This window comes from Dyadobacter jiangsuensis (genome assembly GCF_003014695.1).
In the GTDB taxonomy this organism is placed as follows: Bacteria; Bacteroidota; Bacteroidia; order Cytophagales; family Spirosomataceae; genus Dyadobacter; species Dyadobacter jiangsuensis.
This window is the reverse complement of the sequence record NZ_PYAS01000013.1, coordinates 100,620-112,285: the sequence shown is the minus strand read 5'-3', so window position 1 is coordinate 112,285 and position 11,666 is coordinate 100,620. Positions and strand designations below refer to the sequence as shown.

At 49.9% G+C, this 11,666-nt stretch carries 13 protein-coding genes; 1 reads left to right on the top strand and 12 read right to left on the bottom strand.

The window, feature by feature from the left end; translation table 11 throughout:
- Positions 1-13: 13 nt before the first annotated feature.
- The 5 genes from CLV60_RS24450 to CLV60_RS24430 are packed head-to-tail and all read right to left on the bottom strand — an operon-like array spanning position 14 to position 4,332.
- A complete protein-coding gene (locus tag CLV60_RS24450) occupies positions 14-1,084 on the bottom strand; it encodes an NAD(P)/FAD-dependent oxidoreductase (protein WP_106598011.1) in 1,071 nt (356 codons plus the stop codon).
- Position 1,085: 1 nt separating this feature from the next.
- Positions 1,086-1,796 carry a (d)CMP kinase gene (gene cmk / locus CLV60_RS24445; RefSeq protein ID WP_106598010.1) on the bottom strand — a complete coding sequence of 237 codons (711 nt, stop codon included), beginning with the start codon at positions 1,794-1,796 and terminating at the stop codon, positions 1,086-1,088.
- A 46-nt stretch (positions 1,797-1,842) separates the two neighbouring features.
- Positions 1,843-2,358: a GNAT family N-acetyltransferase gene (locus CLV60_RS24440; protein WP_106598009.1), complete on the bottom strand. Its 516-nt coding sequence runs from the start codon at positions 2,356-2,358 to the stop codon at positions 1,843-1,845.
- A gap of 6 nt (positions 2,359-2,364) precedes the next feature.
- On the bottom strand, positions 2,365-2,952 hold the full coding sequence (locus CLV60_RS24435) for a LutC/YkgG family protein (protein ID WP_106598008.1): 588 nt from the start codon (positions 2,950-2,952) through the stop codon (positions 2,365-2,367).
- Between the two features lie 3 nt (positions 2,953-2,955).
- Positions 2,956-4,332: a lactate utilization protein B gene (locus CLV60_RS24430; RefSeq protein WP_106598007.1), complete on the bottom strand. Its 1,377-nt coding sequence runs from the start codon at positions 4,330-4,332 to the stop codon at positions 2,956-2,958.
- A 240-nt stretch (positions 4,333-4,572) separates the two neighbouring features.
- On the opposite strand from CLV60_RS24430, the gene CLV60_RS24425 reads away from it, so the two are divergent.
- The gene (locus tag CLV60_RS24425) at positions 4,573-4,968 is read left to right on the top strand and encodes a T9SS type A sorting domain-containing protein (RefSeq protein ID WP_106598006.1); all 396 of its coding nucleotides are present in this window, start codon (positions 4,573-4,575) and stop codon (positions 4,966-4,968) included.
- A gap of 56 nt (positions 4,969-5,024) precedes the next feature.
- Here the strand turns inward: CLV60_RS24425 and CLV60_RS24420 are convergent, their stop codons facing one another.
- The 7 genes from CLV60_RS24420 to CLV60_RS24390 form a co-directional block, all read right to left on the bottom strand.
- Entirely contained in the window at positions 5,025-5,804 is a 780-nt protein-coding gene (locus CLV60_RS24420) for a (Fe-S)-binding protein (protein WP_106598005.1), read from the bottom strand.
- A 3-nt stretch (positions 5,805-5,807) separates the two neighbouring features.
- Complete coding sequence (locus CLV60_RS24415) at positions 5,808-6,590, bottom strand: endonuclease/exonuclease/phosphatase family protein (protein ID WP_229211111.1); 783 nt, start codon at positions 6,588-6,590, stop codon at positions 5,808-5,810.
- Positions 6,591-6,627: 37 nt separating this feature from the next.
- Positions 6,628-6,957, bottom strand: a complete 330-nt coding sequence (locus tag CLV60_RS24410) for an L-rhamnose mutarotase (RefSeq protein ID WP_106598004.1) — start codon at positions 6,955-6,957, stop codon at positions 6,628-6,630.
- Positions 6,958-6,965: 8 nt separating this feature from the next.
- On the bottom strand, positions 6,966-7,796 hold the full coding sequence (locus CLV60_RS24405; RefSeq protein WP_106598003.1) for an amidohydrolase family protein: 831 nt from the start codon (positions 7,794-7,796) through the stop codon (positions 6,966-6,968).
- Between the two features lie 237 nt (positions 7,797-8,033).
- A complete protein-coding gene (locus CLV60_RS24400; protein ID WP_106598002.1) occupies positions 8,034-8,900 on the bottom strand; it encodes a fumarylacetoacetate hydrolase family protein in 867 nt (288 codons plus the stop codon).
- A gap of 58 nt (positions 8,901-8,958) precedes the next feature.
- Complete coding sequence (locus CLV60_RS24395) at positions 8,959-9,732, bottom strand: SDR family NAD(P)-dependent oxidoreductase (protein WP_106598001.1); 774 nt, start codon at positions 9,730-9,732, stop codon at positions 8,959-8,961.
- A gap of 203 nt (positions 9,733-9,935) precedes the next feature.
- On the bottom strand, positions 9,936-11,588 hold the full coding sequence (locus CLV60_RS24390) for a UxaA family hydrolase (protein ID WP_106598152.1): 1,653 nt from the start codon (positions 11,586-11,588) through the stop codon (positions 9,936-9,938).
- Between the last annotated feature and the right edge of the window lie 78 nt (positions 11,589-11,666).

Genomic DNA, 11,666 nt, shown 5'->3' with positions numbered 1-11,666 from the left:
GCTTAGGCTGACGTCAACGGAAATATAACGAAAAATACCTTTTTATATTCACTAGCGGGTTCAATTCTTTGCCGTAAATCAGGTGGTTACAAAACTCTTTTGCCAGGAAAGGCGCAAGCGTCACTCCCTTTGTACCTAACCCGTTGAAAATAGACACATTAGAAAATTCAGGGTGAATACCGATCAGCGGCCGCCGGTCGCGCACGGATGGGCGTATACCCGCCTGAGCGCCCGTTAATGTGTAACCGGTGCTTAGCAGGCCCTGCAATTTAGCTTCCAGTTCCTCCGTCGCGGCGCCCGTCACCTCCCAGTCGAGCGGGTTCCACGAGTAGGTAGCCCCCACTTTCATCCTATTTTCAGCCACCGGCAATGCGAATATCCCCTGGTTAATGATGTACGATTTCAACGGAACCTCCGTCGCAATTTCCAGGATTTGTCCTTTTACCGGGGTAAAAGGCAGCCAGTTGAACCAGCTGTTCTCCAATGCAAAAAAACCCTGGCAAAAAACGACCGTTTTGAACCGCTTGCCCTGCCATTCGATACCCTCTTCTATCCGCAAAAGATCGGCTGCATCGAATGCGGCCTCTACATATAAATGTTGTTGTTGAAAATACGAGCGGCTGGCGTCCAGCAACGCGGGCAGATCAATCCAACCCGATTGCACCACTTCCAAACCGCCGAAGTCCGCATTTACATAAGGTATATCACGCCCAGGATCGGGGCTACTGGCTATGTAGGGACTAATGCCGGGATCGGCTGTTTGTGCGAGGTAGGTATTTTGCTCCTCGATCGACCGGAAAGGCCGGTAAATCGGAGTGAGATGCATGAATTTACGGTCCAGTTTTTCTTCCAGGTTTCCGTAAAAAGTTCTGGCATAAGGAAAAAGGTCATCAGCCAGCCAGGTCTTAACCAGCTTTTTACCCGTCAACGGGTTAAAAATACCAGCCGCAACGCGTGACGAAGAAGGCATGGATGAGTCGCCGACGATTTGGAAGCTCTTCCCCGCATCGTGCAGGTGCCAGGCCATGGACGTGCCGCCTATCCCCTGGCCTATTATCAGGTATTCGTAGTCAAATGGGGGCATATCAGCTATTATCGGCAGCACGGCGTCTGAGCGACAGCCCGATTTGCTCGTCGGCCAGGCGCACCACCACTTCTACCTGCTCGTCGAGGGTCATGAATGAGTTGTCAATATAAATGGCATCCTCAGCCTGCCTGAGCGGGCTCTCGGTGCGGGTAGTGTCAATGTAATCGCGTGTTTTGAGATTTTCCAGGATCTCTCCCAGATCCACAATGTCGCCTTTTTCCATTAATTCCAACTGGCGGCGATGCGCCCGGATCAACGGATCGGCAGTCATGAATATCTTCAATTCCGCCTGCGGAAATACGACGGTACCAATGTCCCGGCCGTCCATGACAATACCCTTGGTTTTACCCATTCGTTGCTGCTGCGCTACCAACGCATGCCGTACTTCGGCAATGGCACTCACCTCACTTACCCGCTCGGAAACATACATTTTACGGATTTCGTCCTCGACATTCAACCCGTTCAGATACGTATCGTTGCGACCAAGCTCGGGGTGCCGGCGGAAGGAAATATGCACCTTCGACAAGGCATTTTCCACTTCCTTCGGATTGGTAAGACTAATATGATTCTGGATAAAGTACAGTGTAACAGCCCTGTACATCGCACCGGTGTCGATGTAAGGGTAATTCAATTGCTTGGCAACCAGTTTCGCCGTCGTGGATTTGCCACAACTCGAATAACCGTCGATCGCAACGATAATCTTGGGCATATTGGAAAGTGTAATTTTACAAAGCGTAAAAATACATTTTTAAAGCTCATTCCCCGGCTAGCTTCACAAACAAATGTTCGTCCAGAACCCAGTCGTTTTTGATAATGGCCTTGCGGTGAATCGCTTCCAACTTGTAACCGGCTTTTTCCAGCACGCGCATCGAAGCCGGGTTGGTCTCAAATACCCCTGCAAAGAGCCGTGTGATGGTTGTATTAGCAAAAACCCAGTCGGTCATTTGCATTACTGCGGCGGTAGCGATGTTGAGCCCCCAGTAAGGTTCGCCTAGCCAGTAGCCGATCTCGGCGTTGTTTCGGTGAATATCGTCCTGGCGCAGCACGCCTATTCCACCCACAAACTCTTCATTGTAATAAATCGCGCGGTGAAAGCGCTCGCCATTTTGCCGGGCATTGCAGAAATCGATCCAGTAATGAGCGTCTGAGAGCGTGTAAGGCGACGGAAAATTGTCCCTTACCTGTGCCACAACATTTTTGTTGTTGGCCAGCTGCGCCATCCTTTCGGCAATATTTCTGGTAAATGCTCCGAGCGTTACCTGTTGATCCATATGAAACTATTCGCCTTCGAGCAGGAAGATCACCATGCTGCGCGCCCCGTGCGCGCCGATCACCAGCGATTGCTCAATATCAGCAGTTTTTGACGGGCCTGCAATAAAACAGCCCCAGCCCAATGTGTCCTGCAAGCGTACGTAGGCCTCATGCATATTGTCCACGAGCGCATTACGCGGGATCACGAAAGCGAGGTTTTGAGTAATAAACGGCAGCACCCTGTGCGGCAGATACTGGTCCGAAACCCAAACGGCCCCATTTTCAGCCACACCAAACTCGGCTTGCACAATGGCTATTTCAACGGTTTCCAGCTCATGCGGATCAGAAACGTTGAGACTGAAATCTGCCCACGCACTCAATGCCGGAATCGTCGTAGCCCGGTTGACCACCTTTCCGTAAAGCTCTTCCGCCTTTTGCGCGAGTTCTTCCAGATTTTTCACCACGATTACTTCGGTGTAAATCAGAGAAAGCATTTCGCGGAACTTGTCTTCCGTATTCTCAAAATTGCTGGCAAATGTCGTTACAGCGGGCAATGCGACTTCCTCGGGTTTGTTCTGCCGGATCTTCGCCAATATGTTATCTCGTGAGCTCATCGTCTAATTTTTTCTGTTGCGGACATACCAGTCGCGGAAACTTTCCTTCGGCGGCTCAGGCATATCGCGCTGTTTGTACCATGGGTTCAATGCATTGTTGACCATGAATGGCATGGCCCGCATAACCGTCCGCCCCAGCCTGCCCGACCATTGGTAAAACCGCGGCGCGGCAAGCACCGTCGACATCGCGCGGATGCCGATTTCTTTGCTTTTAGGCACATAACCTTCTTTGGCCAGCACCTGCCGCCATTTGTAAAGTTGGTCGTGAATATCAATTTTCACCGGGCACACATTCGAGCAGCTACCGCATAAAGTACTGGCAAATGGCAAGTCGGCATTCTTGGTCATGTCCAGGTTCGGCGCGAGAATAGAGCCGATCGGCCCTGCGACAGCATTATGGTAGCTATGCCCGCCGCTTCTACGGTAAACCGGGCAGGTATTCATGCAAGCCCCGCAGCGGATGCATTTCAATGAATTCCTGAAATCTTTTCTTCCCAACTGCGTACTCCTTCCATTATCTACGATTACAATATGCATTTCCTGCCCCTCGCGCGGCTTTTTGAAATGGCTGCTGTAAGTGGTGATCGGCTGGCCGGTGGCACTTCGTGCGAGCAAGCGTAGGAACACACCCAAGTGTTCCTGTTTCGGAATAATCTTCTCAAAACCCATGCAGGCAATGTGAATGTCGGCCAAATGCGCGCCCATATCGGCATTACCTTCGTTGGTCGAGACTACAAAACTGCCCGTTTCGGCCACGGCGAAGTTCACGCCCGTCAATGCGGCGCGGCGGGTGAGAAACTTGTCGCGCAAATGCTGGCGTGCTGCCTCGGTAAGGTATTGCGGGTCGGTAGCGCCTGCATCGGTACCCAAGTGTTCGTGAAAAAGGTCGCCGATATCCTTCTTTTTCAGGTGGATAGCGGGGAGTACAATATGGCTCGGCGGCTCGTTGCGGAGCTGCACAATACGTTCGCCGAGGTCGGTATCGATCACTTCGATGCCGTTCTTTTGCAGGAACTCGTTCATATGGCATTCCTCGGTGAGCATCGACTTGCTTTTGACCATCTTGTCGATCTTATGCTTCTTCAAAAGCCCGAGTACGATCTCGTTGTGCTCGGCCGCATTGGCCGCCCAATGCACCTGCACGCCGTTTTCCTTTGCTTTTTGTTCAAAAGAAATCAGCAGCTCGTCGAGGTGCGAGAGCACATAATGCTTGATACCCGACGCAGCTTCGCGCAGCTGCTCCCATTCGGGCAGTTGTTTGGATGATTTATCGCGCTTCTGACGGACGAACCACAGGGTTTCGTCGTGCCAGTTTACGTAAGGTTCGTCTCTGTTGAACACTTCGGAGGCGTCCGCGTGCTCCATTACTGTTTTGGACATAGCTGCCTTAACAATTAGATAATGGTATTTAAAGAAGAATAAGATTTGTACTTTTCACATTCGTTGCATTATTTCAAGTTTGCAGTTTGTTTAATAAACAACTTTTTACAAATCGAAAAAATGCTATTTTCTTGTATTGCAATATCTTATACTTTTGAATCAACAAAGTTTTTCGATCGGGGCATCGGAGTCTGAACTAAGTTCAGTTTAACTTTTTTTAGACATTAAATTATAACTCCTATGAAAACCAAAAACACTCTTATTATCGCAGCCATTACAGGTTTGCTTCTATCAGGATCGGCATTTGCAGCAAATGCCCAGGACAACTTCGCTACCGCAGATAAAACTGAAAATGCTTCTACCAAGCTGACCGTTCTGCAGGTTAAACCATTGCAATTCCGCGTTTCTTATAATAATCCAATTTCAAAGAATGTAGTCGTACGTATTCTGGACAATGAGAAGAATGTGCTTTTCTCAGAAAACCGTAAAGTTGAAAACAACTACCTGAAATACTTCGATTTATCAACCTTGATGGACGGTACTTACACGTTCGAAATCACGGATGGTAAAGAGAAGACTGCACAATCGTTTGATATTTTGACTACAACCAGCCGCGTTGTTTCTTCAATCAACTAATAACGGGGCGCTTCTCAGATTCCATCCCAGCGCATAAACTTTGTATACACCGGGGCTCAATGTACGGGCTCCGGTTTTTGTTTTTTAATTCCCGCATTCAGGATCTCCGCGATGTGCATCACCTGCACATTGGAATTGCCGCGTTTGAGAATGCCACCCAAATGCATCAGACAGCTCATATCCGAGCCGGTAATGTATTCCGCATGATGGCGGATGTGATCGGCTACGCGGTCTTTTCCCATCTTCACCGACACTGCTTCTTCGCTCACACAAAACGTCCCGCCGAAACCGCAGCATTCGTCCGTACGGTCGAGGTCGATCAGCTCGATGCCTTTCACTTGCTTTAAAAGCGATACCGGCTTCGAGTAGGGCGCCGCATTCAGCTCCGACATTTGGGACAAATGCAGCCCACGCTGCCCGTGGCAACCCTGGTGTAAGCCCACGCGATGCGGGAACTCGGCTTCGATCCTGTCTATCTTCAAAACATCGGTCAGAAATTCGACCAATTCGTACACCTTCTTTCTAAGGACTTTCGATTCGTCGGCCTTGTTATCAGCCTTCAAATGATCCTTGATATGCAGCACACAGCTCCCCGACGGCGATACGATGTAGTCGCAATCCTTGAAAATATCATAAAAGAGATTGTCGCACGAGCGTGACAAATGTTCGAATCCGGAGTTGGCCATCGGCTGACCGCAGCAGGTCTGGTTCAGCGGGAATGTTACCGTACAGCCCAGTTTTTCAAGCAATTCGAGCGTTGCGATCCCTACCTGCGGATAAAACTGATCCACATAGCACGGAATAAATAATCCGATCTTCCAATTTGAGTAATTCATTTTCTACCAAAATTCAATGGTGGCCTGAATGGGATAGTGATCAGAAACGTCCGGATAATTTCGGATCACCTTGTAGTTTTTGACGCGAACCTTGTTGTTGAGCAAGGCAAAAATATAATCGAGCCGGTCGCCCGGTAAACCTTCGTTCCAGGTCTGCATCTGCGATCCACGGGCAGCGTCCTGCCAGTTTCTGCGGAACGAAAAGTAAGGCTGTTCATTCGGTCGGGCGCCCATATCCATGCCCAAAAGCACGGGCTGGACGCTGTTGACGAGCATTTGATTGATATATGCGGCCTGTAACGCACGGTCCATAACGGATGCATATTCGAGCCGGGAGTTGCAAAACCGGAAGGTAACCGACCTCGACAGTTTGATCAATCCACATTGCAGTACTTTCGGGTCGGCACCCGCCGTCCTCGGTAAATGGATGGTCTGTGTTTTTTCAAACGGCCAGTTCGAGAGTATACCCACCCCCTGCGTCCCGTTTTCATTGGTATCCGCCACGGCGTAGGCATAGTACATGCCTGTCTGCGCGGCGATCTGCCTGAGTTGGAACTGCACCTTTCCCTTATCTGTCAGGCTGTCGACCGCCTGTAAAGCCACAAGGTCCGGGTCATTCTCCTTGATTATCCTTAAAATATCTCTCAGATTCGACTCCTCCTGGTTATTCAGCCCATGGCGGATGTTGAAACTCATCAGCTTCACTTCCACAGCCTGGCGGGGCTGCGACGAAAGCAATGCAAATGATAAAATAAGGATGGATAATGCGTAAAATAGTCTACTCAACCTGTTCGAATGCTAGTTCATACTACGACCTTTATTCTTAGAGGGCAAATATCTGTTCCATTAACACCCACTTTTCGCCTGGTTTCGCGGTGGGCAATGCTTGTTGGTATTTCCACATGAGCTGCTCCCATTCCTGTACTTTCGGATTGTCGGCGTCCATCTGGGCTTTTGTTTCAAAACTAAAATCATCCTCGGTTTCCATGATCATGAACAACCGGTTTCCGATGCGGTAAATATCCATCACGGTAATACCGGCACTGGTTATGCTCTTATGAATTTCCGGCTGGATCTTTTTGTGGTACCCCTCGTATTCCGCGATCATCTGCGGGTCGTCCACCAGGTCCACCGCAAGGCAATATCTTTTCATAATACTATTTAAATGTCGAGGTTATAAAAACGCCTCGCGTTGTTTCCCATTACGTCGCGTACTTCATCGTCAGAGAACATGCTCAGATAGTCGGTCAGAATTCCCTTCGCGCCTTCGTACTCGCCCGCGACCAGGCACACCGGCCAGTCGGATCCGTACATAATGCGTTCCGTACCGAACGCTTCGAAAACGACGTCGAGATAAGGCCGGAAATCGGCTTTCTCCCAATGCATCCAGTTGGCTTCGGTAACCATGCCCGATACCTTGCAATGTACATTCGGCAGCTCTGCGAGCCGGCGAATGTCGTCGGCCCATGGTTGCAGCTCCTGCGCTTTGATGAGCGGCTTGGCAATATGGTCCAGCACGAAATGTACATTCGGCAGCTTTACCGCAAAGTTGAATGCTTCTTTCAACTGGTTTTGGTAAATGAGAATGTCGTAAGTAAAATCAAACGCGACGAGCTGCCCCACTCCTCTGACAAACTCGGGTTGCAGCAAAAAGCCTTCGGGTTGCCCCTGTGCCACGTGCCGGAAACCTTTCAGTTTTTCAAACTGCGAATACCTTTCGAGTTGATCATACAAGTTCTCAGCCCGGAGGTCAACCCAGCCTACCACACCGGCCACGAAATCGTTCGCCTCGGCCAGATGCAGGAGAAATTCTGTTTCCGGATCGGTTTGCGAGGCCTGCACGGCTACACATCCGTCGACTTTGTTCGCTTTCAGGACGGGCGACAGATCCTCCGGCAGAAAATTCCGCCGGATAACCTGCATATCAGGCGTGATCCACGAATCACGTTCCTCATCAAATATCCAGAAATGCTGGTGCGCGTCTATTGTCATATACTTCTTACTATACTGGTAACTTGGTTCGGGTTTGTCAGGGGTTGTCATTCATTGTTAAGAGTTGTCAGGTGTGGTCATTCGTTGTCATTCATTGTCAAGAGTTGTCAGAAATTGTCATTACAATACCGGCTGTCTATACCTGACAACACCTGACAACGAATGACTACTAATGACAACACTTGACCACAAATGACCATCCTTGACTATTAACGACCATAAACGCCGCAGAATCCCTTACACCGTCGCCTTCCAGGCAATCGCTTCCTGCTTTTGTGAACCCAGTTTTTCAATACCCAATTCTACCACATCACCAGCTTTGAGGTAAACAGGCGGCTTCATGCCCAATCCCACGCCTGCCGGTGTACCGGTGGTAATCACATCTCCCGGAAGCAGCGTCATGAACTGGCTCAGGTAGCTTACCAGGAAAGGAATCTGAAAAATCATATCTGACGTGTTGCTGTCCTGGATTTTCCTACCATTCAGGCTTAACCACAGGTCCAGAGCGTTCGCATTGCCCACTTCGTCGGCAGTTACCATGTAAGGTCCCAGTGGCGCGAAGGTATCATTGCTTTTACCTTTCACCCATTGTCCGCCGCGCTCCATTTGGAACGCCCGTTCCGAATAGTCGTTGTGAACTGCATAACCAGCCACGTAATCCAATGCATTGGCCTCGTCCACATAGCTTGCTTTTTTACCGATTACCACCGCCAGCTCCACTTCCCAGTCGGTTTTCTCCGAATTTCTAGGGATAATCACCTGGTCGAATGGACCGCACAATGCAGTGGTTGATTTGAAGAAAATGATCGGCTCTTTCGGCAGCTCCGTCGCTCCCGATTCGTAGGCATGTTTGGCATAGTTCATACCAATACAAACAATCTTGGAAGGACGTGCCACGCAGGAACCATAACGGAAACCTTCCTCCACTTTCGGTGCGGAAGCCGCATTAGTGTCCAGCCAGGCCGCCAAACGCGCGATACCGTCGGTCGCAAAGAATTTTTCGTTATAATCTTCACCAAATGCCGAAACATCCAGTTTCGTACCGTCGGCCAATTCTACGCCCGGCTTTTCATTTTCAAATGCACCAAATCGAAAAAGTTTCATAATATATAGTCTGGCGTCGGGTAATGGGCCGTCGGCCTGATTAGGTTATAGGGTTATATTAATTATTCAATTTTTCAAAACCGCCGTCGATCAGATAATCGCAACCGGTGATAAATCCTGCTTCGTCTGAGCACAGGTATAATGCCAATGCACCGATTTCCTCCGGCTTCGCCATACGGCCAATAGGCTGGGTTTTGGACAGTTTTTCAAACATTTCCTGCTCTTTTCCCGGGTAGTTTTTGGAAATAAAACCATCCACGAACGGTGTATGCACACGGGCCGGCGAGATGCTGTTGCAGCGGATACCGTCGGCCAGGTAATCGCGGGCCACCGACAATGTCATGGAGTAAACCGCACCTTTTGCAGTAGAATAAGCAAAGCGGTCGGGTATTCCTACTGTTGCCGCAATGGAAGCCATGTTCAGAATCACCCCTCCGCCATTGGTTTTCAGGTGCGGAATGGTGGCCATCAGGCAGTTGTAAACGCCTTTGACATTGATATTAATCACCCTGTCAAAATCGATTTCAGCGGTAGTGTCCGCCTTACCTATGTGCGCGATCCCCGCATTGTTGACCAGGATATTGATTGCATGCTTCGCCGCAATGGCGTTGATCGCGTTCACTACATCTGCTTGTTTGGAGATGTCCAGTGCGTGTGCCTCCGCCTGTCCGCCTTCCGCCGTGATTTCACTCACTACCTGGTTGGCCAGATCGATATTAAGTTCCAGAATGTGCACATAAGCTCCCTGTTTTGCGAAAGTTTTGGAGATCGCTAGTCCGATCCCGCTCGCTCCGCCGGTTACCAGTGCTGTTTTTCCTGCTAGATTAAACATAGATAGTTACTTCTTTAATATTAGCTTCTTTGATAGCTGTCTTTATGCTTTTGAACAAAGGCTTTTGCTTTTCTTTTGCTCTGGATCCGGGGGTTAAAAACCCCCGGCAATAGATTTTGCTTCTTTCTAAGAAATTTTTGCTACTCTAGTACCGTCGGTTTTAACCGACGGAAAAGAGTTAGCGGTTACGCCGGTTCGGGCTATTATAGCGAAACGCCGCGTTTCCAGGGGATAAAATCGTCCTGACCGAGTTGCTGCGCTTTGGTGAGTTCGCCGCTGGCTACCTTGATAACATAATCCAGAAGTGCTTCTGCATTCTGCTCAATGGATTGCGTACCATCTACTACCGGCCCGCAATCGAAGTCGATCACGTCGGGCATGCGCTGGGCGAGCGCGGAGTTGGTGGCCACTTTCGCTACCGGGCAGATCGGGTTACCCGTCGGGGTGCCGAGGCCGGTGGTGAACAGGATAATGTTCGCACCTGCGGCGGTTTGACCCGTAGTTGCTTCCACGTCGTTGCCAGGCGTGCACACCAGGTGCAAACCTGACTCCGTTGCACGTTCGGTGTAGTTCAAAACGTCGGAAACGTAGGCATTACCACCTTTTTTTGCTGCTCCGGCTGATTTGATGGCGTCGGTGATGAGGCCGTCCTTGATATTACCCGGTGAAGGGTTGAATGCAAATGCGGAACCTACTGCCTCAGCTTTGCCGGCGTAGTCGCGCATTAGTTTTTCGAATTTCGCGGCTTTTTCTTCGGTCACACAGCGGTTGAGCAACTCCTGCTCTACCCCATTCAGTTCAGGGAATTCCGCAAGAAGCGTTTGTCCGCCCAAACCAACGACCAGATCGGACAAATGACCCAATACCGGGTTGGCTGAAATACCCGAGAATCCATCCGATCCACCGCATTTCAGACCTACTGAAAGTTTGGAAAGCGGCGCATCCGAACGTTCGAATTCATTGATTTTGGTCAAGCCCATGAAAGTTTCCTTGATAGCACCCGACATAAGCGAGTACTCGGTGCCCTTCTGATGCTCGAATGCAAAGAACGGCTTATTGAAATGCGGGTCGCGCTTGCGGATTTCGTCTTCCAGCGTTTTCAGCTCCGAGTTCTGACAACCCAGGCTCAGTACCGTAATACCTGCCACATTCGGGTGCACGGCATAAGCTGCGAATAGCGAGCACAATGTATTCGCATCCAGACGCGTACCACCGCATCCGCCTTCGTGCGTGAGGAACTTAACGCCATCCACATTCTTGAACGGTCGTTCCGGTTTCCTTTTTGCAGCTGGCGCGTCTACGAAAGTTTCCAGGTTTTTGATCGTGCGCATATCGCCCTGCTGATACAAATGCAGGAACTCGCGTACCTGGTCGCGGTACATATCGGTTTGCGCATAGCCAAGCTCGCGCTCGAATGCGTCCTTCATGATCAGTACGTTGCGGTTTTCGCAGAACACCAACGGTACCACGAGCCAGTAGTTATAAGTCCCTACGCGGCCGTCTTGGCGGTGGTAACCTTTGAAAGTCCGGTTTTGCCAGTGGCTTACATCCGGCTGGGTATAAGAATACGGCTGGCGATTAGCAGTACTGTAATCGTGCGCGTCATGTTTCAGGTTGAATGTCGTAATCGGCTCACCTTTTTTGATCGGCTGGGTAGCCCGGCCTACGAGCACGCCGTACATGATGATGGCGCCGCCGGTTTCGATATCCTCTGTGACAAATTTATGCTTGGCCGAAACGCCGTATTGAAGATTGTAGAGATTCCCCTCGTACGTCACGTCCGAGCCCGCGGGCTGGTCGCGCAATGCCACGATAACATTATCGGAAGGGTGAACTTTCAGAAATTGGGACGCCATATTAATGTTCAGGTGAATGGTAATCTGGTATATTCCACTGGTTTTCAATGATGCCAAATAGAATATATCAGCAAAACA

Coding starts and splice junctions, on each gene's coding strand:
- CLV60_RS24450 (WP_106598011.1), bottom strand. CDS start 1,084: ATGCCCCCATTTGACTACGAATACCTGATAATAGGCCAGGGGATAGGC.
- cmk (WP_106598010.1), bottom strand. CDS start 1,796: ATGCCCAAGATTATCGTTGCGATCGACGGTTATTCGAGTTGTGGCAAA.
- CLV60_RS24440 (WP_106598009.1), bottom strand. CDS start 2,358: ATGGATCAACAGGTAACGCTCGGAGCATTTACCAGAAATATTGCCGAA.
- CLV60_RS24435 (WP_106598008.1), bottom strand. CDS start 2,952: ATGAGCTCACGAGATAACATATTGGCGAAGATCCGGCAGAACAAACCC.
- CLV60_RS24430 (WP_106598007.1), bottom strand. CDS start 4,332: ATGTCCAAAACAGTAATGGAGCACGCGGACGCCTCCGAAGTGTTCAAC.
- CLV60_RS24425 (WP_106598006.1), top strand. CDS start 4,573: ATGAAAACCAAAAACACTCTTATTATCGCAGCCATTACAGGTTTGCTT.
- CLV60_RS24420 (WP_106598005.1), bottom strand. CDS start 5,804: ATGAATTACTCAAATTGGAAGATCGGATTATTTATTCCGTGCTATGTG.
- CLV60_RS24410 (WP_106598004.1), bottom strand. CDS start 6,957: ATGAAAAGATATTGCCTTGCGGTGGACCTGGTGGACGACCCGCAGATG.
- CLV60_RS24405 (WP_106598003.1), bottom strand. CDS start 7,796: ATGACAATAGACGCGCACCAGCATTTCTGGATATTTGATGAGGAACGT.
- CLV60_RS24400 (WP_106598002.1), bottom strand. CDS start 8,900: ATGAAACTTTTTCGATTTGGTGCATTTGAAAATGAAAAGCCGGGCGTA.
- CLV60_RS24395 (WP_106598001.1), bottom strand. CDS start 9,732: ATGTTTAATCTAGCAGGAAAAACAGCACTGGTAACCGGCGGAGCGAGC.
- CLV60_RS24390 (WP_106598152.1), bottom strand. CDS start 11,588: ATGGCGTCCCAATTTCTGAAAGTTCACCCTTCCGATAATGTTATCGTG.